The organism is Umezawaea endophytica (genome assembly GCF_025061645.1).
Classification (GTDB): domain Bacteria; phylum Actinomycetota; class Actinomycetes; order Mycobacteriales; family Pseudonocardiaceae; genus Umezawaea; species Umezawaea endophytica.
In genome coordinates this window covers 1-21163 of record NZ_JANYMP010000031.1, presented here as the reverse complement: position 1 = coordinate 21163, position 21163 = coordinate 1, and the positions used below count along the sequence as shown (strand labels likewise).

Below are 21163 nucleotides of genomic sequence, written 5' to 3'. Positions count from 1 at the left end.
GCCTAGTCAACCCGGTCACCGGTATGGCGCTTGTGAAGGGTCGACAGGTCCTCCGGAGTGTCCACGTCGTCCGCCTCGCCGGGCCTCGCGGGGACCTCGACTGGGGCGAGCGGGCGGAGCACGGAGCGCAGCGGCACGCCGTCGGGTTCGGCGGGCACGGCCGCGCGCAGCACGGACGTCCGCCAGACGCCCGCGAGCCACTGGAGGTGCCCGTCGTCGACCAGCACCGCCCCAGCGCCGTCGCCGACCGCTTCGCGCAGGCGGTCCACTGTGGAGGCCGTGACCCCCGGCTGGTCGACCGCGAGCACGGCCACGAAGTCCACATCGGCCACCGCCGCCAGTCCGGCGGCCAGACCGGCGACCGGCCCTCCGCCCGGCGGGTCCTCCCGTGTCCACACGACACCGTCGGCAGCGCGCTGGGGGCCGACCACGACGACGGGCGCCGCTCCCGCGACGGCCGCCAGAGCGTGGTCGAGCAGCGTCCGGCCGCCGAGCACGACCCCGGCCTTGTCCACGCCGCCGAGCCTGCGCCCGGAGCCCCCGGCGAGCACGATCGCGCCCCAGTCGGTCATGCGGACCACGCTAGGGCAGGCCGGTGATGGCCGCGCGGACGGCGTGGTCGAGCGCCAGCCGGGTGGCGCCGTGCAGCGGGGCCAGGACGCCGAGCGTGCCGTGCTCGACGCGGGCGGGGCTCGGCGACAGTGCGGCCACGGCGTCGCGCACGGGGGCCAGCAGGGTCGGGTGCGTGCCGACCGGGCCGCCGAGGAGCACCACCTCGGGGTCCACGACGGCCGTGACGGAGCCGACGACGCGGGTGACGGCGGCGACGAGGACGGCAAGCGCGCGCGGGTCGTCGTCGTCCAGGGCCTTGAGCACGGCCGTGACGTCGTTGGACGGGGCGTCGGAGCGGCCGAAGCCGTCGGCCGCGAGTTCGGCGGCGAGCGTGCCGGGGCCCGCGCCGGGCAGGTAGCCGATCTCGCCCGCGAGGCCGTGCGCGCCGCGGACCAGCCGGTCGCCGAGGTACAGGCCGAGGCCGAGGCCCGCGCCGACGTAGACGTACGCGAAGCTCGCCGCGCCGACGGACCCCTGCTCGGCCAGCGCGGCGAGGTTCACGTCGTTGTCGACCAGCACGGGCGCGGTCACCAGGTCCGCGAGGACGTCGGCGGGGCTCACCAGGCCTTCCGGGAACGGCGTGCCGGACAGGGCGATGACCTCGTGCGTGGTCGGGTGGACCGGGTTCGCCATCGAGACCGCGACGGCGCGCAGCGGGCCCGCGGGCGGCGTGGCGAGCGCCGAGGTGACGACCGCGCGCAGCGCGTCGACCAGCGCGCGGGTGTCGCCCGCGCCGCCGGGCGGCCGGTCGTGCCGGTGCCGCACGCGTCCGGCGAGGTCCGCGGCCCACGCGTGGACGCCGGACTGGTCGACCTCCACCGCGAGCACCCAGCCCGCCGTCGCGCCGAGTTCGTAGAAGGTGCCGACCCGGCCGCGCCTGCCGGTTTCCTGCGGGCCGGTGGCCGCGAGCAGCCCGCCGTCGGTCAGCCGTCGAACGGACTCCGAGACGGTCGGCTTGGAGAAGCCGGTGGCGGCGGCGAGTTCGGCCCTCGTCACGCGTTCCCGGCCGACGACCTCGTCGAACAGCGCGCGGTCGGTGGTCTCGCGCAGCACCGACTGGGGCAACGCCCGTTCCACCCTTGCGCCCCCTCCGTCGGTTGGCCTACCGTAGGCGAACGTTCTAGTTAGGTCACCTTACCAAATAGCCGGAGGTTTCCCGTGACCACCGCTCCCCAGGACATGCCCGCCGCCATCCGCCAGGTGAAGGCCGAACTCCGCGCCCGGATCGGCGACGTCGGCAAGGCCTTCGCCCGCGCCGAGGAGTTGATGCGCGCGGAGGTCGCCGAGGTCGTGGCCCAGCGCGACCGCGGCGAGCAGGTCTGGCCGGTGGTGCGCTTCGAGGACGTCGCCGCGGGCACCGTCCCGGCCGACGTCGTGGAGGCCGTCCGGCGGCGCGGGTGCGCGGTCGTGAAGGGCACGTTCCCGCGTGCACGAGCCGAGGCGTGGGACCGTGAACTGGTCTCCTACCTGGACCGCAACGAGTTCGAGAAGACCTACGAGTACGTCGACGACGGCGTGTTCGGCGGTCTCGCGGCAGGCAAGCCGTCCATCTTCCCGATCTACTGGTCCAGACCGCAGATGGAGGCCCGCGAGGACGAGGGCATGGTCGCCGTCCGACGCTTCCTCAACGGCTTCTGGAAGCACGAGTCGCAGGGCCGCACCTGGTTCGACCCGACCCGCGACACCGCGTACCCCGACCGCGTCCGCCGCCGCGCGCCCGGCGCGACCTCGGGCGGCCTCTCCCCGCACACCGACTCCGGCTCGGTCGAGCGCTGGCTGCTCCCCGCATACCAGAACGTGTTCCGCCACGTCTTCGACGGCGATGTCGACGCCTACGACCCGTGGGACGGCGCCCACCGCACCGAGGTCCACGAGTTCGAGTCCACGGTCATGTGCTCGGCCTTCCGCACCTTCCAGGGCTGGACCGCGCTGTCGGACATGGAGCCGACGGAGGGTGTCCTGCACGTCGTCCCCATCCCGTCCGCCATGGCCTACCTGCTCCTGCGCGCCTTGCAGGACGACGTGGCCGACGACGACCTGTGCGGCGCGGCCAACGGCCAGGCGCTGCCGATCGACGAGAAGTGGCACCCGACCCTCCTGCCCGCCCTCACCCCGATCCCCGCCGTGGAGCCGGGCGACACCGTCTGGTGGCACGGCGACGTGATCCACTCGGTCGGCGCGGTGGAGGACCAGAAGGGTTGGGGCAACGTCATGTACATCCCCGCGAGCCCGTACTGCGAGAAGAACGCCGCCTACGCCGAGCAGTGCGGCCGGGCGTTCCTCGACGGCACCAGCCCGACCGACTTCGCGGCCGAGGACTACGAGACCACCTGGCAGGGCCGTCCGTCCGCCGCCGAACTGTCACCCGTCGGACGGCGCCAACTGGGCCTGAGGTAGCCGATATTCCGCAATACTGCGGAGTTTTACATTGGTCCATTATGGAGCGACCCGCGTCCAACTGGGTGAGAAGCTGATGATTTGATATGTGATCTACTGCCGTTTGAGTTAAGGACTACGTACATGAGCACTGTGCTGGACACCGGGGTTGCCGACCTGACCGAACTGCCCCTCGCGGAGCTGCGGTCCACCTCGGAGTCCAGGGTGCTCGACTCCGTCGAGCGACTGGTCATCCGCATCGAGCACACCCACCAGGTCGTGATGGAGAACAGCCAGAAGAAGGTCGGCTGAACCGCGTAGAACACCGATGATCAGCAACCACGGGCTCTCGACCGACGACATCGACGCGCTGGCCGCGGACGCGGGCAGCGCGAGCGCGGTCCAGCACCTCGTCAGGGCGAACCACAGCAAGCACCGGACCCTGCTGCGGGCGGTGTTGGACCACGCCGAAGCGGTTCCGGGGCCGTTGCCGCCCGTCGGCGACGCGTGGGAACTCCTCGCGGCGGCGCACCGGAGGAACCCGGACGCGGTCGGCAGGCTGCTGCGGTACCCCTCGGTGGGCAACTGGGCCACGTCCGCGCTCCGGCGCCTGCGCGGCGCGCCGTCGGACGGGACGCCGTCGTGGGTCGTGGTGGGCCACCTCCACCAGATCGCGGTGGCCGCCGCGGTCCTGGCTGATCATCCCTTCACCCTCGCCGTGCCCTCAGCGAACGGTGAGGTGCTCCTGCCGACGGTCGGGCTCGTCCGGATCCCCGGCGAGCCCACCGGCTGGCACACCGCCACCGCCACCGGTGACGCGACCGGGTTCAGCGTGGTCGGCGCGTCCGGTGCCGTGCGGGTCGACGACCGCGTGGTCGACGGTGCCGGGTGGAGCGCCGTCCGCAGGCTCCGCGCGGGTGACCTCGACGTGGTGCTCGACGACCTCTACCCGTTCCCCGGATTCGGTGCGGCGCTGCCGCCCGAACGGCTCACCGGGGCCGAGGTGGCGCGGTGGCGCGACGCCCTCGACGACACCTGGGTCCTGCTGGAGAAGCACCACGGCGAGGTGGCGCGAGCACTCGCGTTGGGCGTCACCGCGCTCGTGCCCTGTCCGCCCGTGGACCGGTTCCGGACCTACAGCGGGTCCGCGGACGACGCGTTCGGCTGCGTCGCGCTGTCGCTGCCGTCCGACGCCGCGGACTTCGCGGCCACCCTCGTCCACGAGTTCCAGCACAGCAAGCTCTCGACCCTGCTGGACCTCGTGGAACTGAGCCGTGCCACCGAGCAGCGGTTCTACGCGCCGTGGCGGGACGACCCCCGACCGCTGCCCGGACTGCTGCACGGCCTGTACTCGTTCGTCGCCGTCGTCGACTTCTGGCGCGTGCAGCGCGAGGCCGACGACACGCCGATCGCCCACTTCGAGTTCGCGCACTGGCGCGACCAGTCGCTCCTGGTCGCGCGCGCCCTGCGGGACGACCCGCACCTGACGGACCTCGGCCGCCGGTTCGTGTCGGCCCAGGCGGACCGGCTGGAAGCCTGGTCCACCGATCCCGTGCCCCCCGACGTGCTGTCGGCCGCCCGCGACACCGCGGCGGACCACCACGCGACCTGGCGGGGGAGGCACCTCCGCCCGGACCCGGCCCACGTGGTGGCGTTGGCCGACGCGTGGCTCTCGGGAGGTCCGCGACCGGACCGGCCCGCGCCGGGGAGCACCCTGTCGGCAGGCGCCGACGAGCCGACGCCGCGGCCGGTCCTGGCCCGGCTGCGGCTGGCCGATCCCGCCGCGTTCGCCGCGGTCGTCGCCGATCCGGGAACCGTTCCCGGCGCCTCGGGGGCCGATCTCGCGCTCGTCGCGGGAGACACCGCGCGGGCGCTGCCCGGCTACCTCGACCTGGTGCGCGACGACCCGACCCGGACGACGGCGTGGACCGGCCTCGGGGCGGCTCTCCGCACGACGCCCGCGGGGGCGGCGATCCTCGACCGGCCGGACCTGGTGAAGGCCGTCTACCTGGCCGTCGTCGGCAGGCCCGGCGCGGTCGCACCGGACCCGGTCGGGCTCGCCGAGTGGATCGGCGCGGCCCCCTAGATCTGCATGGGGTCGAGGTCGCAGTTGGCCCGGACGTTGTTCATGGCGTCCAACGTCGCGGGGTGCTGCGCGCCGAGGACCCGCCCGAACCGCACGACGACGTCCCTGCGGATTTCGTCGGACTCGTCGAGCCGCCCGAGCCCCTGGAGGTCGAGCGCGAGGTTCACCGTCACGGCGAGGGTCGAGGGGTGGTCACGGCCGAGGGCCGCGGTGGAGTGGTCCAGCGTGGACGCGTCGAGTTCGTGGGCGTCGGCGAGCCGCCCCGCGACGGCGAGGTCGCTGGCCAGGTTCGTGGCGCAGGTCAGCGTGAAGAAGTGGTCGGGCCTGAGCACCCTCCTGAACGCGCTCAACGTGTGCGTGTTGACCTCGCGCGCCCGGTCGAACTCGCCGAGCAGGCGGAGCGTGACGGCGAGGTTGGTGGCGCCCGCCAGGGTGAAGGGGTGGTCCTCCCCCATCACGACCTGGTAGAGGTGCCAGACCTTCTCCCCCAGTTCCAGCGCGGCTCTCAGCTCGCCGGTCTGCCGCAGGGAGATCGAGTGGTTCATCCCCGCCGACATCGAGTCGGGGTGGCGGGGGCCGAACCGGTCGAGCAGACCCCGGTAGGACTCGTCGGACAGCACCCGACCGCCTTCGTGGTCACCGTACTTGCGCCGGGAGATGGACAGGTTGGTGATCGCCGTCAGGGTGAGCGCGCGATGAGGGCCGACGACCTCGCGGAAGCGGTTCACGGTCTCGTCCTGGAGGACGCACGACGCCTCGTAGTCACCGCAGGCTCGGAGGTCGACGGAGAAGTTGTCGCGGGTGATCAGGGTGAACCTGTGGTCCTCGCCCAGCACGTCGGCACGTCGACGGCACGTGCCGTCGTCGAGTTCCTTGGCGTCCTGGAGGTATCCCGCCAGCCGCATGCTGAGGGCGTAGTTGTTCGCCGCGCGCAGGGTCTCGGGGTCGTCCTCGCCGAACGCCCGCCGCGCCCGCTCGTACGTGTCCCTGTTGAGTTCGCGGGCCGCCTCGAAGTCACCGCGCGCCCGCAGGTCCGAGGCGACGCCGTGCGCGGTGAGCAGGGTCTCCTCGTGGTCGTCGCCGAGGGTCGCGCGCAGCCGGTCGAGGGTGTGCCTGGCGATGAGGCTGGACTCCGCGTACTTCCCGAGCGCGCGCAGGGCGCGGCCGTGCCACCGGTTCGCGATCATCGTGTCCAGGTGGTCCTCACCGAGGCGGACGCGCCAGAGGGCGACCATCTCGGCGGACATGTCGCGCGCCCGCTCCGGATCGCCCCAGGCGTAGAGGAAGTTCGCCACGTTGATGGCGAGCTTGCGCACCCAGGGGTCGTCCGAGTCCAGCACCCTCGCGGCCCGCGCGTGCGGCAGCAGCTCCTGGTAGCGCGTCCAGTACTCGGCGTCGTCCGGCTGGTTCGGGTCGCCGTTCGCGAGCAGCACCTGGGCGACGTGGCGCAGTCGCCGCTGGACCTCGGGGGTCATGTGGCTGCGCAGCACGCTCTGGACCAGGCGGTGGAGCTGGATGGTGTGCGTGCTGTGGTCGATCTTGGCGAGGCTGTACCGGTTGATCTCCCGGATGGCCCGGCCGAGGAGCACCGGGTCCCGGAGCGCTTCGGCCAGCGCCTCGGGGGACTCGATGTTCCGGACGTTCGACAGGAGTTTGCGGGCGATCGGCTCGGGCGAGAAGAACGCGCACACCTGGAGCAGCTCGTGGGCCGCCGGGAACTTGTCGCTGAGCCTGTCCATCGACAGGTTCCAGGCGGCGGCCACCGTGACCGGGTAGTCCGTGGGCGGTGGCCCGACGCTCAGCAGCTCGGTCCGCTTGTCCTCGAACAGGGTGAGGTACTCGTCCGCGGTCATGCCGGTCTCGAAGCACCAGGCCGCCGCCTGGTCCACCGCGAGGGGGAGGTCGCCCAGCAGTTCCGCCAGGCGGTCGGCGTCGGCCTCCGCCATGGTCGGGTTGCGCCTCAGCAGCAGCCTGATGCTCTCGGCTCGGGTGAACACGTCCACGGCCAGCGAGGACGCGACCCCTGCCCAGCGCCCGTCCCGCGAGGTGATGAGGATGTGCCCGGCGCCCTGGGGGAAGTACCTGCGCACGTCCTCCGGCGCGTTGGCGTTGTCGAAGACCAGCAGCCACCGGGGGTAGAGCGTGCCCGCCCGGAGCGCCTCCAGCACCAGCGGCACCGCCGTGTCGACGCCCGCTTCGGCGCGGAGGCCGATCCGCGCGCAGATGTTCACGTACGCGGTCTGGATCTGCTCGACGTCCTCCGCGGGGATCCACCAGACCAGGTCGTACTCGGACCTGTGGCGGTAGACGAACTCGACCGCGATCTGCGACTTCCCGATGCCCCCGAGGCCGTGCAGGGCCTCGGGGAGTACCGCGGTCGGCTCGTCCCGGTTGAGCCTGGCGTGCAGGTCGTCGAGCACCTCGTCGCGTCCCGTGAAGTTCACGTTGCGCAACGGGATGCCGCCCTGCACCGCGGGCCGGGCCTTCGCCGCGCCCGACCGCCCGGAGCCCTGGTCGTTCTCCACCACGTCGTCACCCCCGTCCCGCTCGCGGTCGTCCGCCCGCTCGTCCACCCGGAACCCCGTCCCGGTCCGCTTCCGCCCGGTCCCCAGCACCGTCTCGTCGCCCTCGGGGTCGATCGCCCCGGTACCGCCCACGTGGGGCAGCACCGCGTCGATCCCGACCGCGCGCCGGGCGTACGGGCCGGAGAGGGCCTGCATCACGTCGCGCTGGAGCCGCAGCAGGGGGACTTCCACGCCGGAGACGACCGGGATGGCCGCCGTGTCCGGGTGGCGCAGGACCTGGTCGAGGTTGCCGACCGCCTGGACGCGGTCCCCCAGCAACTCCTGGACGAGGCGCAGCACCGCGGCGGTGTCGGCGCGCGCTCCACCCGCCAGCAGCTCGGCGCGGACGCCCTTGTGGAAGTCGTACTCCGCCACCTCAGCCATGAACTCGGCCGAGGACTCGGGCACCGGGCGGAGGAGGCCTCCCAGGAAGACCTCCGCGAGGTGGGCCGGTTCGGAGGACGGGAGCAGCACCGTCCTGACGCCGTGCATGGTCGGGATCGCCAGCGGCGCCGCCGCGAGCAGCACGGCCAGCCGGAACGCCGTCGGGGTCGCGATGCGCCTGAAGCGCAGGACCCGCTCCACCGGGTCGAGGTCGGCGCTGACGCCCACGACGGGGTCGCCGCCGACCGCGGCCCGGAGGCCGGGCAGCTCCAAGCCGCCGACACCGACGGCCGTGACGAGGCCGACCCAGCGCTCGAACCACTCGCCGTCGAGTTCGAGGACCGGGACGGGGAGGACGTCCGAGCCCTCGTCGAACACGTCGAGGTCGAGCGGCTCGGCCACCCACCGCGACGACGGCCGCAACGGTCCGGGGGTGCGCCACGCGCACATCCGCGTGTCGATCGCCGACCACGAGGCCCACATCTCCGAGGGCAGCACCTGCACCACGGCAACCGGACCGGCTCGGCCCCACCGGGTGAGCACGTCGTGCACCCGACCGTCCCGCCACGCCTGGCCGACGCCGTCGGTGAGCACGAAGACGACCCGTCGCCCCGTGGGGTCGGTGAGCGCGGACGGGGGCCAGCGCTGGGCGTGCGGGGAGTCGCCGCGCAGGGCGACGGTCTCCCCCGGCTGGTCCGTGTCGAGCAGCAGCACCCGCACGTCGCGGAAGGCGCCCTGCCGCTCCAGGAGCCTGCGGAAGGCGTCCGCCTCACCCCGCCACACCTTCATCGACGCGCTTTCGTCGATCACCAGCGCCAGGTCGTACGGGTGGACGCGCGCAGGCCGGAGTTCGGGCAGCCACAGCCCTTCCTCGGCGGCGCGGACCGCCGTGCCCTCCTCGTCCAGCGCCCGTTCGACGCGCGACGGCACGGTCCTCATCAACGGCCGCAGCGCTCGCACGATCGCCCGGCTGTCGATCAGGTGGACCACGTCGACCGGTCTCGCGGCGGGCTGGGGCCCCGCGGTGGTCGCCGCGGTCGCGCCGCCGCGCCGCAGGTACAGCGCGACCGTCTCGGACTCCTCGGGCCCGGTGCCCTCCGGGGGATCCCGCTCGGGGTGGTCGGCGCCGTCGCCCTCCCGAACACCGGGGTCGCCCGTCAGGCCTCCCCGCTCCGGCGGGTCGGGCGCGGGTGGGGGCACACCGCCGCCGCTGTGGACGGCGAGCCACAGTGCGTCCGCGACCTCGTCCCAGACGAGGCCGGCGGTGTCGATCCGCTCCCGCGGCTCACCGGTCATGACGGTCCGAGCTCGTGCCACAGGGACTCGCACAGCAGCCGCCAGTCCTCGTCCTGCGTGTACGCGCCCGACGTGGCCATGTAGATCGAGTTCAGCAACTGGTCCGCGGCCAGCCCGCCGTGGTGCGCGCTGCGCTCGACGAACGCCCTGATCAGCTCGGTCGCCTGGCCGACCTCCTTGCCGTGGAAGTGCGCCGCCACGATGTTGGCGAGCTGCTCGACCGTCGGGTCGGGCATGGTCAGCCGCAGGCAGCGGCGCAGGAAGGCGGGCGGGAACTCGCGTTCGTCGTTGCTCGTGATGATGATGATCGGGAAGGCCTTGCACGCCACCCGGCCCCTGCGGATGTCGGCGGTGTTGTCGGAGTCGGCCGTGAAGACCCGCACCTCCGGCCGGGTCCGAGCGATCCGCACCAGCGGCCTGATCGCGAACTCACCGTCCTCGAAGACGCTCAGCAGGTCGTTCGGCAGGTCGATGTCGGACTTGTCCAGCTCGTCGATCAGCAGGACCCTCGGCAGGTCGCACGGCAGCAGGGCGGTGCCCAGCGGACCGAGGTGCACGAACTCGCCGATGTCCGGCTCCTGGTCGCGCCGCGTCGCGGCCGCCTGCACCCGACCGATCGCGTCGTACTCCCACAGGCCCTCCTCCAGCGTGCTCCTGCTGCTGACCGGCCACCGCAGGACCCTGCCGAGCCCGAGTTCCCGCCCGATCTTGTACGCCAGCGCGGACTTCCCCGTCCCCGGACGACCCGTGACGAGCAGCGGCCTGCGCAGGAGCAGCGCGGTGTTCACCATCGTGACCTCTTGGACGGGCGTCTCCCTCAGCCTGGCCGACGTCGGCGACCCCAGCCGCCGTTCCGTCTCCTCCTCCCAGCCGCCCAGGTCCGCCTCCACCACGGGGCCCCCGGTGAACGTCCTCCACGCGGGCGGGCCGGGCAGGGCGGAGAGGTCGACGTCGGGGCTCGGCACGCCGGTGCCCCGGTAGATCCACCAGGCCGGGGTACCGGTCGAGTCCTCGTCCGCTCGGGTCATGGGGATGAGACCTCCTGGCCGTTCGGAGCCATGGGCAGCTCCACCACTTCGACGGTGCGGTTCGGGTCGTCCCACAGGAGGGACACGTGGGAGCAGATCTGCCCCGTGAACCGGACGGCGCCCTGCCCGCCGCGCAGCCTCCGCACCTGTTCCGGCAGATCCGGGTGGCTCGTGAGGAGCGGGCGGACGGCGGAGCTGAAGGTGCGCCTCGGGCCGTCGGCCCGGTGCCAGATCATCACCGGGAGGCCGTTGCGCAGGCCGACGAGGATCTCGCTCGGCCCCTTGGTGCCCACGGGCGGGGGTGGGGCGCTCAACACCAGGGACACGAGTTCCGGGCTCACCGCCAGCAGCGCGTCGAGTTCCCCGAGGTCGCGCGCCCTGGGGTCGCCGCACCAGTGCGCCGTGGGCTGGAAGCGCAGCGCGCCGATCATGGTCGACCAGCGCTCCTTCCAGCCGCGGTGCCAGCGGTAGGTGCGAGCGCGGTCCAGGCTCCGCAGGACCACCTGGTACCTCAGCCCCAGCGCCTGCGGGAGACCCGAGTCGGTCTCCAGCTTCCACTGGTCCACCGGAAGGTTGAGGAGGTCGTACGGGAGGAGGAACTCGACCCTGATCACGTTGGCCCGCTTGGCCCAGGTCTCCTCGGCGTCGTCGACGAGCCGGGCCACCACGGCCTCGAGCTCGACGAGGTTGCCGCTGACGTGACCGCCGTGCCTCGGCCGCCAGCCGGGGCCCAGGTGCCGCCACATCGTCAGGCGGTAGACGTCGTGGCGCAGGCCGCGGCGCTCGATCCGCACCACCAGGCAGGCCGTGACGACGCCGTTGCCGGAGGCGGTGTCGCCGACGAAGCCCCGCCCGCGCGCGGCTCGGAGCTGGTCCGCCACGTGCCACTCCCGCGCCCGCTGGTCGCTCCAGCGGCGCAACCAGTCGGCGGGCCTCCTCGGCGTGTGCCTCGCCAGGTGCTCGATGAAGAGCAGCAGCGGCGGCACCCCGCCGGGCCTGCCGTTGAGGTGTTGCAGGTACAGCGCCCCGTCGACCGGGTCCAGCAGCTCCGAGTCCGGCGGGGCGGCGGCCGGTCCCGCCACGAGTTCGCACACCTCCGCCACGTGCTCGCACCCGACCTCGGCCAGCACCTCCAGCAGGGACCTCCGCTCGCGCTCGGTCAGCAGGTCAGCCGCCTGCATCCGCTCCACCTGGACCCGTGCCTCGCGTACCGCGTCGGACCCTGGGTCCAAGCTCTCCAGCGCCGAGACCAGCACGGGCAGCACCGACATCCGGTAGCACGCGAGGACGATGCTGTAGACGTGCGCCCGGCGCTCGGAGTGGTCCTTGACCCGCAGCGGGGACGGCAGGTACGTGTCGAGGACGTCCAGGAACACCTGCCTCCCGTCGGGGTCGCGCATCACCCCGACCCGCTCGACCGCGTTCACCAGGACGTCCAGCGGACTGTCCGCTCCGGGCACACCCGCCACGGCTCACCTCCCCCTCGACCAGTGCTGCCGGGTGCCGTCGCACGGCGGTCTACCCGGCCCCGTCCGCCACCCAGTCGCGCACGACCACGTCGAAGTGGCGCATCGCGAGCGAATCCCCTTCCACGTCGCGGAGCACACCTGCCAGTTCGGCGAGGCCGCCTTCGTACCGCTGGCAGGTGCGCAGGATCGACACGACGTGCAGCCTGGTCTGGGCGTGGTAGCGGACCGCAGCGCCGATCTCGGAGCGGAGCTGCTCCAGCACCACCTGCCTGCCCGCCACGTCGACCATGACCCCCAGTGCCGACAGCGCGTCGACGAGGTCGACGAACCTGGTGCCCCGCGGCGGGCGGGCGGGTGCGCTCGTGGCGTCGACACCACCGTCACCGCCGTCGGGCAGTCGGAGCCAGATCACCGCTTCCGTCCTCTTCACCACGACGGGGATGCGGCGATAGGAATTGGGCATGGCCGCGGGCTCGGCTTTCACCACGTCGCCGTAGAACAGGTCGGACGCGATCAGCGCGAGAATTCCACCGGAATCGGCCAGCGCCCTGCGGGCCTCTTCCGCGTCGACCATCCGACAGGCGAGGTTGATCGCGGGACTGACCGCGCCGTGCGCGTTCAGGTGCACTTCGCCCGCGTGCAGCGCGACCCTCAGGTGCACCCGCGCCTCGTGCGAGTGGAGCGCGTTGTGGAGTCGGAGCCCGGCCAGCAGGCGGGTCGGCCAGCGGTCGGCCAGGTCGCTCTTCGGGAACTCCGGCGGCACCAGGATGAGCGCGCCGTCGCCGCGATCCTCTACGTGGCAGGAAGACCAGGTGATGCCCGCCTCGGCGAACGACCGCTCCAGCAGCGCGTAGAGGCCCGTCTGGACGGTCCGCTGGTGTGCCGCGCTGCGGTCGGGGTCGGTGAAGTTCACGATGTCCACTACGACAATCGCCCGATGCTCGGCCACGGTGCACCACTCCCGCAATCGTCGCGAGTGGCCCGACTACTGGCTCACTCCCACTGGCGACAGAATGCACGAAACAGCGCCTGAATATCTCCTGCCGAGCCACCGGATCCGGTTGAACGACTCGATCGGCCCAATGCTCGGAACACGATCGGTTCCGTTTCCCGCAATTCAGCGGTTAAGCCGTGCATCGATCTTGTCGGGCTGACGGTCGTTTTCACCGAATTCACGATTCGCGCCGAATGGCCGTCAGAGCAGTCGGGTCGCGTACGGCATGATGCCGCCGTACCGCACCGGGGAGACGCGGACGCTGGAGCCGGAGTACGGGGCCTCGACCATCATGCCGCCGCCGAGGTACAGGGCGACGTGGGTGCCGCCGCCTGGGCCCCAGAAGAGCATGTCGCCGCGCTGCGCCTGGTTGAGCGGGACCTTGCGGCCGGAGTTGTACTGGTAGCCGCTGTAGTGCGGGATGTACACGCCCGCGCCCGCGAAGGCGTACATCATCAGGCCCGAGCAGTCGAAGCCCACGCTGTAGTAGTCGCCGTAGGAGTCGCCGACGCCGCCGTCGCGGATGCCGACGGTGGGTCCGTTGTAGTTGCCGCCGCCCCATGAGTAGCGGGTGCCGATGTACGCCATGGCGCGGGAGATGGCGATCTCGACGCCGTCGCCGCTCGGGGCCGACTGGACGGGCTGGGGGCGCTGGGCCTGCACGGCGGGGGCGTCGTCCTCCTCCTCCACTTGCTGGGCGGACGCCGCCTCGGCGGCGCGGCGGGCGTTCTCGTCGTCCTCGCGCTGCTTGTCCGCGGCCCACTGGTCGTACTGGGCGCGCTGCGCGGTGAGGCCGTCGACCGCGCCGAGCGCCTCGGCGAGCTGGGACTCGACGCTGGCCTTGCTCTCCCTGATCAGGGCCGCCTGGCCCGCCTGGTTCTGCTGCGCGAGCACGGCGACGGCCTGCGCGTCGTCCGCGGCCTTCTTGGCCTCGTCGGCCGCGGCCTGCTTCCGGTTCGCGACGTCGAGCGCGGCGCGGGCGGCGGAGTCCTTGTTCGCCATCTCCGTGCGGCTGCGCTCGATCTGGTCCATCGCGTTGAGGCTCGACCCGGACACGGCTTCGAGGAGCTGCGCGCGGGCGAGCAGGTCTTCCGGGCTGGTGGCGCCGAAGTAGGCGCTGATGGACCCGATGGTGCTGCCCTGCTGGTAGCTGGCGGCGGCGAACTCGTCCAGGTCGCGGCGGCTGTCCTCGACGGCCTTGCCCGCGGCGTCGGCCTCGACCTTGGCGGACTCGGCGTCGGCGAGCGCCTTCGCGGCCTCGGCCTGCGCGGTCTCCAGGTCGACCCTGGCCTTGTTCGCCAGCTCCATCTTGTACGAGACGTCGTCGGTCAGCTCTTGCAGGCGCGCCTCGGCCTGGGTGAGCTGACCGGTCAGCTCGCCGACCCTGGCCGCCTTGGCGTCGGCGTCCGCGCGGCTCGCGCTGATCTCCGAGTCGCCGGGGTTCGGTGGAGGCGGTGGAGCGGCGAGGCCGGGGCCCGCCACCGCGAGGGCCACGACCACCGCCACCACCCCGGAAACCGCGGCCCGAGCGACTGCCCGCCGTGTGAGCACGACGTCACCTCCCACCAATCAGCTCATCGCCACTAGGCCGTTCGGCCTAGTGGCGATGCTTCATGGCAGCGTGCCACCCGGTCCCCGATGCCGCCACCTGGCACACGTGCACCATCAACCACACGTGTCACAGGCACACTCAGAGTGGTCAGTTCACCTTGCGGCTCAGGCCCTCCCAGTACGGCTCGCGCAGCCGGAACTTCTGGATCTTGCCGGTGGCCGTGCGCGGGATGGCGTCGCGGAACTCGACGGACGTCGGCGCCTTGTACCCGGCGAGCTTCGCCTTGCAGTGGGCGATGATCTCCACCTCGGTGACCGCCGCGCCCTCGGCCACGACCACGAGCGCCTTGATCGTCTCGCCCCACTTCTCGTGCGGCACGCCGATGACCGCGACCTCGGCGACCGACGGGTGGCTGAACACGGCGTCCTCGACCTCGATTGACGACACGTTCTCCCCGCCGGTGATGATCACGTCCTTGCGGCGGTCCGAGATCGTCAGGTGGCCCTCGTCGTCCAGGTAGCCGCCGTCGCCGGTGCGGAACCAGCCGTCGGAGATCGCGTCGGACGTCGCGTCGGGGTTCTCCCAGTAGCCGTCCATCACCACGTTCGACCGGGCCAGCACCTCGCCGTCCTCCGAGACCCGCAGCCGCGCCCCGACGACCGGCGCCCCGGCGCGCGACAGCTTCTGCGCGCGCTCCTCGGCGGGCAGGTCGACGTCCTGCGGCCGGGTGCGGTTGAACGTCAGCAGCGGCGACGTCTCGGTGAGGCCGTAGATCTGGAGGAACTCCCAGCCCAGTTCCTCCGACACCCGCGCGATGGTCCGGCTGGGCGGCGGGGCACCGGCGCACACGATCCGCACCGTTCCACGGCCGGGGACCTCGCCCTCCCACGACTGCGCGGCGTCCAGCACGCTGTTCCACACGGCGGGCGCGCCGCACATCAGCGTCACGCCGTGGTCGCGCACGCGGCGCAGGATCTCGGCGCCGTCGACCTTGCGCAGCACCACCTGCGGCACGCCGAGGCCTGCCAGCCCGTACGGCATGCCCCAGCCGTTGCAGTGGAACATCGGCAGCACGTGCATGTACACGTCCCGCTCCCACGCGCGGGTGTGCATGGCGAACGTGACCGCGTCGAGCCAGATGTTGCGGTGCGTCAGCCGGACGCCCTTGGGCCGCGCGGTCGTGCCGGAGGTGTAGTTGATGGTGGCCGTCGCGTCCTCGTCCGGCGCGCTCCACGGCCGCGGCGCGGTGTCGAACCGCATCAGCTCGGTCTCGGTCTGCTCGCCGAGGGTGAACCGGTGCCGCGCGGTGATCCCGTCGAGCGCCTTCAGCTCGGGGTCGACCAGCAGCACCGACGCGCCGCTGTGCTCGACGATGTAGGACACCTCGTCGGCGCTGAGCCGGAAGTTCACCGGCACGCACACCCGGCCGCTCGCGGGCACGGCGTGCAGGAGTTCCAGCAGCCGCGCGGAGTTGTGGCTCACGACGGCGACCCGTTCGCCCTCACCGACGCCCAGCGCGTCCAGCCCGGCCTGCCAGGCGCGCGCCCGCACGGCCATGTCGCCGTACGTCGTCGTCGCCACCGGGCCCGCGGGCTGGTCGGGTTCGTCGATCGTCGCGGTCGAGTCGCGGAAGACCAGCTCGGCGCGGTCCAGGAAGTCCGCGATCGTCAGTGGCACCTTCATGGGACGCACCTCCGGTGTCGATCAGGACCCAACCCTAATCACCACGTGCTCGGATCGCCCCACGTCCTGACCGGTCGATTCGACTCGATCACGGGCGCCGCCACGAGTTCCGGCAGCACGCGGTCCACCGGGTCGCGGACCACGGCGGCGGCCAGCGCGTCGTACGGGGTGGGCTCGGCGTTGCAGATCACCACGGTCGCGCCCGCTCGGGCGGCCAGTCCGACGAGGTCGGCGGCGGGCGCCACCAGCAGCGACGTGCCCGCGACCAGCAGGAGGTCGCAGTCGAGCGCCGCGGTGCGGGCGGCGCGCAGCACGTCGGCGTCGAGCGGCTGGCCGAACGACACGGTGGCCGACCTGAGGACGCCGCCGCACTCCCGGCACGCGGGATCGGCGTCGCCGGAGCGGACGCGGTCGAGCGCGGCGGACATCGGGCCGCGCGCGCCGCACACGAGGCAGGAGGTCTCGCGGATCGTGCCGTGCAACTCGACCACCGACGTCGACCCGGCCCGCTGGTGCAGGCCGTCGACGTTCTGGGTCAGCAGCGAGCGCAACCGGCCGGAGCCCTCCAGGTCGACCAGCGCGCGGTGCGCCGGGTTCGGGGCGGCGGCCCAGACCGGGTGGTCCAGGCGCGCGCGCCACGCCACGCGGCGCACCTCGGCGTCGGCGAGGTAGGTGGCGAGGTCGGGTTCGAGGAGCGCCGCGCCGTCCGGGTCGCGGAAGTCCGGGATCCCGGACCCGGTCGAGACGCCCGCGCCCGTGAGAACCGTCACACGGCGCGCGGCGGCCACCTCCGCGCTCGCTCTGGTCACGTCCACCGCCCCACCGTTCCACACGCATCTCGTGACCATTTTCCGTGTCCTGGAGAAATGTGCCGAGAAAGGCCTGAGAGCATGTGCCGGTGCGCGCGATGTGGCTTGGTTGCGGAGTAGGTGCTCTCGGTTTGATAACGACCGTGGCGGGTTCGTTCCTGCCCTGGTTGCGATCGGGAACCGTGAACAGGGACAGCTACGAGGTGCTCGCTCTCCGTGGTTGGGCGGGTCTGGGAAACGGATATGGCGAGGTCATCCGGGTCGCGTGGGTCGCGATGACTCCGGCGGCGGTCTGCTGCGTGCTCTTGTTCACCTTCGGACTTCGACGATTCGCCGCGTGGATCGGAATTCTTTTTGGCACGATCACGGGAACGGTGGCGGCACTTGCCACCGTCCAAGGGAGCAACGAGGGCGCGATGGTCGGGATCAGCCTGACCGGACCGGCCGTTGCCCTCTGTGGTGCCGTGCTGGCGATCGCGGGGGCGATCACCGTGCTCACCGCGTCGGCCCGCGCAGCGACCAGCAAACCAGGAGGAACACCGTGAGCTACCCAGGTGGCGGCGGCGGCGAATGGCCCCCGCAGAACAACCCGAACCAGCCGCAGCAGGGTGGGTGGCAGCAGAACCCGCAGCAGGGCGGCTACCCCCAGACGGGTCCGCAGGGCTTCCCGCAGCAACCGCAGCAGGGCGGCTACCCGCAGAGCAACCCGCAGGGCTTCCCCCAGCAGCAGCCGGGCTTCCCCCAGAGCAACCCTCAGGGCTTCCCGCAGCAGGGCGGCTACCCGCAGACCGGTCCGCAGGGCTTCCCCCAGCAGCCGCAGCAGGCGTGGGGCCAGGACCCGTACGGCCAGCAGCAGTTCCCGCCCGGCGGCCAGCCGCCGATCGGGTACGCGGGCGGCCCGCCGAAGAAGAAGCGCACCGGCCTGGCGATCACCGCCGTGGTCGCCGTCGTCGCGCTCGCCGCGGGCGCCGTGGTGACCGTGTACGCGCTGAAGAACTCCAACGACGTGGCCGCGGGCGCCCCCAGCCCGGCCGCCGCGGCGAACAACCTCGTCAGCGCGCTGGGCAGCGGTGACGTCATCGGCATCATGAACGGCCTCGCGCCCGCCGAGGCGAAGCTGAGCAAGGACTACCTGACCGGCACCGTCGACGAGCTGAAGCGGCTCGAGGTGCTGAAGAAGGAAGCCGACCCGAACAAGATCAGCGGTGTCGAGTTCAAGGCCGAGAACGTCAAGTTCGACGAGGCCGCGGCCGAGACGGTCAACGACCACCTCGTGATCAACAAGCTGACCGAGGGCAAGATCACGCTGACCTCGGACGTCAAGAAGATCCCGTTGACGGACAAGCTGGTCGAGGCGATGGGCGCGAACCTCGACACGAAGCCGACCACCGAGACGATCGACATCGCCGAGGAGATCAAGAAGTCGAACAAGGGCGAGCCGGTCCGCATCGCGTCGATCAAGGTCGACGGCGAGTGGTACCCCAGCCTCTTCTACACGATCGCGGACAACGTCCTGCACGAGGAGAAGCTGAAGTGGCCGTCCAACCCGATCGCCCCCGCGGGCGCCGGGTCGGCCTCCGACGCCGCGAAGCAGATCGTCGAAGCGGGCATGAGCGCCGACCTGACCAAGGTCATCGCGCTGCTGCCGCCGGATGAGCTGGGCGTGCTCCAGGACCTCGGTCCGGTGATCATCGACCAGGTCGGCAAGGTCCCGGCGACGGGCGCGAAGCTGACGGCGTTCGAGACGGACTCCAAGGACGTCACCGGCGGCACGCTGCTGACGATCAAGAAGCTCGGCGTCGAGGTGGACGGCGAGAAGGTCGAAATCGTCCGCTCCGGCGACTGCTACTCCGTCTCCGCGCAGGGCCAGGACCAGAAGCTGTGCGCCGACGAGATCACGCAGCTCGTCGAGCAGCAGGGCGGCAAGAGCGTGTCCGGCTCGGTGGCCGACGTGATCGGCCGCATCGGCGCCAGGGTGCTGAAGGACGGCGTCGGCGTCGTGTCCACCGAGGTCGACGGCAAGTGGTACGTCAGCCCGGTCCGCACGTACAGCGAGCTCGGCCTGACCCTCATGCGGGGTCTGGAGCCGAAGGACATCGACGAGCTGCTGAAGCTCGTGAAGTAGCGCTCCACCACCGCGAACGCCCCGTCACCGACTCCGGTGGCGGGGCGTTCGCCGTTCCGGTTCGCCTCACGCCCGGCGGGGCCCCAGGCGCCACGCCGCCACCGCCGAGACCGCGACCAGCAGCACGGCCGCGACCGCCGCGACCGGCAGCGCCCCGAGGTCCCGGTGCGCCAACCCGCCGAGCACCGCGCCCACCGGCGTGGCCTGCCCGACCTTGAACGTCACCGCCACGACCGCCACCACGGCCAGCAGCGACGGCCCGGCCCGCCCGATCACCGGCCGCGAGCACAACATCCCCACCCCGACCCCGGTGAACCCGCAGACCAGGTGGGCGACCGCCCCGAGCCCCACCTCGGCGAGCGAGTACGGGTGCGGGTTGGTGACCACGGGCCACACCGTGGCGATCACCGAGAGCACCACCACCCCCACCGCGGCCAGCAACGCCTGCGCCACCGCGACCCGCCCCCAACCACCGGCCGTGACCGCCGTGACGGTGCGCTGGATCGGGTCCTCGGTCGTCGCGACGACCACCCCGAACCAGGCGGCGACCGGGTAGATCAGCGCGCAGGAACCCGCGTAGGCGAACAGCGCGTCACCCGCGTCACCGCTGAACATCATGCCGAGCACGGCGCAGTGCAGGAGCAGCGGCGGCAGGTACCGCTGCGACCGCAGCAGGTCGACGGCGAGGTACCTCACGAGCGCGATCACGTGACTCCTTCACCATGGTCGGCATCGAGTACGGCACAGCGTAACGATGCCCATCTTCCGCCCGGTTGGCGGAAGCGCCGACCACGGCACCCCGTGTGCACTACCTCGATGGACGATCGCGTCACTCGCCTCCGCCGCGCACACCGGTACGACGAGGCCATCGAACTGATCGAGGAGACGCTCGACGGCGCGGTCGCCGAAGTAGAACTGGGTCGGATTGCGCTGCAGCGAAGGCGTCACGCGGTAGCCGACGACCATCTGCAACGCGCCGTGGCTCTGGATCCGACAAACGAGCTCGCACGAGCATGGCAGGTGGCGTTGCTCAGCAGCCGCCGTCGTTATGCGGAAGCGAGGAAACTTGCCGACGTGATTCTCGCCGAACTCCCAGACGCCCATCTCACCCGCATCGCGCGGGGGCGAGTGTCTGTCGACGAGACAGGAGATAACTCAAGTCTCCTCTCGGAGGTCGAGGACGTCCTCGATCGAGACCCGAACCACCTTGAAGCGCTAGAGTGGCGGATTTCCGCGCTAAAGCACCTTGCTCGATACGCCGAGTCGGATGAAGCGGCACGAGAGGCGCGGCGACGTTATCCATATGCTCCCGAACTGGCTTGCGCACGAGGTTCCGCACTCGCTGCCGCAGGTCGATCCGACGAGGCCCTACGATGTTTCGAATTGGCCTTGAACCTCCAATCCGACTACATCTATGCCCACGAGAAGAAGACAAGCCACCTGTGCAAGATGGGTCGCTACGACGAAGCGCTCTCGTACATCGAGAACGTGATCGAACAACATCGAGATGTGGGCTTACTGTACTCGACCTGGGGCATGGCGCTGCACGGGATCGAGAACCACGCGGATGCCCTTGATAAGTTCGAGCACTCCGTCACCCTTGATCCACTCGACGAGGGGAGCCACGCGATGCGCGTGGCCATCCTTCAGTTGCTGGGAAGGACCGACCAGGTCGTCAAAGCGATCGAGGAGGGGCTCGGCCAGCTACCCGACAGTATCGGCTTACTCATCCAGAAGGCAGCATCACTGTGGATCAAAGACGATCCGACTACGGCTCTTGACCTTCTCGAAGAAGCTTCCACCAAAGACCCTCACGATCCTCACCTTACCGTGTTCCGCATCTCACTCCTACGATTTAGGGGCCGTTTCGACGACGCTGAGGAAGTGGCACGGACGGGAATCAAAAATCGATCTCGCGATGCCGACCTAGTGAACGAACTTGGCTGGATCTATGCGGACCAAGACCGAGACGAGGAGGCGCTTGCCCTCTTCGTTCAAGCCGCGAATTTGGCACCCGATTCCACGGAGTTCGCTGCGGATGAAAGCAGGGCACTACGCTGGCTGCATCGTCACACCGAGGCCCATCGCGCCCTGGACGAGGCAATCGAGCGACTTCCCCAGCGAGCCGAACTTCTTGAGCAGAAAGCGTTGACGCATGAAGCCACAGGGGCCGATGACGAAGCGC

The 21163-nt window shown here is 71.4% G+C and carries 16 protein-coding genes; 6 read left to right on the top strand and 10 right to left on the bottom strand.

Translation table 11 applies throughout. The features are described from left to right. Positions 1–2: 2 nt before the first annotated feature. Entirely contained in the window at positions 3–572 is a 570-nt protein-coding gene (mobA, locus tag NZH93_RS41150) for a molybdenum cofactor guanylyltransferase (RefSeq protein ID WP_259628753.1), read from the bottom strand. 10 nt (positions 573–582) lie between these two features. Then, on the bottom strand, positions 583–1689 hold the full coding sequence (locus NZH93_RS41145) for an ROK family transcriptional regulator (protein WP_259628752.1): 1107 nt from the start codon (positions 1687–1689) through the stop codon (positions 583–585). Between the two features lie 81 nt (positions 1690–1770). On the opposite strand from NZH93_RS41145, the gene NZH93_RS41140 reads away from it, so the two are divergent. The 3 genes from NZH93_RS41140 (at position 1771) to NZH93_RS41130 (ending at position 5074) form a co-directional block, all read left to right on the top strand. Further along, complete coding sequence (locus NZH93_RS41140; RefSeq protein WP_259628751.1) at positions 1771–3009, top strand: YbiU family protein; 1239 nt, start codon at positions 1771–1773, stop codon at positions 3007–3009. Between the two features lie 123 nt (positions 3010–3132). Next, positions 3133–3300, top strand: a complete 168-nt coding sequence (locus NZH93_RS41135; RefSeq protein ID WP_259628750.1) for a hypothetical protein — start codon at positions 3133–3135, stop codon at positions 3298–3300. A gap of 16 nt (positions 3301–3316) precedes the next feature. Then, positions 3317–5074 carry an HEXXH motif domain-containing protein gene (locus NZH93_RS41130; protein WP_259628749.1) on the top strand — a complete coding sequence of 586 codons (1758 nt, stop codon included), beginning with the start codon at positions 3317–3319 and terminating at the stop codon, positions 5072–5074. Here NZH93_RS41130 and fxsT read toward each other — a convergent pair. The 7 genes from fxsT to NZH93_RS41095 form a co-directional block, all read right to left on the bottom strand. Then, positions 5071–9318 carry an FxSxx-COOH system tetratricopeptide repeat protein gene (gene fxsT / locus NZH93_RS41125; protein ID WP_259628748.1) on the bottom strand — a complete coding sequence of 1416 codons (4248 nt, stop codon included), beginning with the start codon at positions 9316–9318 and terminating at the stop codon, positions 5071–5073. The two genes, NZH93_RS41130 and fxsT, sit on opposite strands and share 4 nt — an antisense overlap. Beyond that, a complete protein-coding gene (locus NZH93_RS41120; RefSeq protein ID WP_259628747.1) occupies positions 9315–10346 on the bottom strand; it encodes an AAA family ATPase in 1032 nt (343 codons plus the stop codon). The genes fxsT and NZH93_RS41120 overlap by 4 nt, the downstream gene beginning before the upstream one ends. Further along, complete coding sequence (locus tag NZH93_RS41115; RefSeq protein ID WP_259628746.1) at positions 10343–11815, bottom strand: VMAP-C domain-containing protein; 1473 nt, start codon at positions 11813–11815, stop codon at positions 10343–10345. Before NZH93_RS41115 ends, NZH93_RS41120 begins: the two co-directional genes overlap by 4 nt. 49 nt (positions 11816–11864) lie before the next feature. Beyond that, positions 11865–12737, bottom strand: a complete 873-nt coding sequence (locus NZH93_RS51050; RefSeq protein WP_259628745.1) for an effector-associated domain 2-containing protein — start codon at positions 12735–12737, stop codon at positions 11865–11867. A 273-nt stretch (positions 12738–13010) separates the two neighbouring features. Next, positions 13011–14360, bottom strand: a complete 1350-nt coding sequence (locus NZH93_RS41105) for an NlpC/P60 family protein (protein ID WP_259628744.1) — start codon at positions 14358–14360, stop codon at positions 13011–13013. A 148-nt stretch (positions 14361–14508) separates the two neighbouring features. Next, positions 14509–16044 (bottom strand): AMP-binding protein, encoded by a 1536-nt coding sequence (locus tag NZH93_RS41100; RefSeq protein WP_259628743.1) that lies wholly within the window; start codon positions 16042–16044, stop codon positions 14509–14511. A 38-nt stretch (positions 16045–16082) separates the two neighbouring features. Further along, positions 16083–16892, bottom strand: coding sequence for an SIR2 family NAD-dependent protein deacylase (locus tag NZH93_RS41095; RefSeq protein WP_259628742.1), 810 nt, complete (start codon positions 16890–16892; stop codon positions 16083–16085). Positions 16893–16942: 50 nt separating this feature from the next. Between NZH93_RS41095 and NZH93_RS41090 the strand changes: the two genes are divergently transcribed. Next, positions 16943–17398 carry a hypothetical protein gene (locus NZH93_RS41090; protein WP_259628741.1) on the top strand — a complete coding sequence of 152 codons (456 nt, stop codon included), beginning with the start codon at positions 16943–16945 and terminating at the stop codon, positions 17396–17398. Beyond that, positions 17395–18978 carry a proline-rich domain-containing protein gene (locus NZH93_RS41085; protein WP_259628740.1) on the top strand — a complete coding sequence of 528 codons (1584 nt, stop codon included), beginning with the start codon at positions 17395–17397 and terminating at the stop codon, positions 18976–18978. Before NZH93_RS41090 ends, NZH93_RS41085 begins: the two co-directional genes overlap by 4 nt. 66 nt (positions 18979–19044) lie before the next feature. Here the strand turns inward: NZH93_RS41085 and NZH93_RS41080 are convergent, their stop codons facing one another. Further along, a complete protein-coding gene (locus NZH93_RS41080) occupies positions 19045–19686 on the bottom strand; it encodes a hypothetical protein (protein ID WP_259628739.1) in 642 nt (213 codons plus the stop codon). Positions 19687–19794: 108 nt separating this feature from the next. Here NZH93_RS41080 and NZH93_RS41075 point away from each other — a divergent pair. Further along, a partial coding sequence (locus NZH93_RS41075; protein ID WP_259628738.1) for a tetratricopeptide repeat protein occupies positions 19795–21163 on the top strand: 1369 nt, incomplete at its 3' end.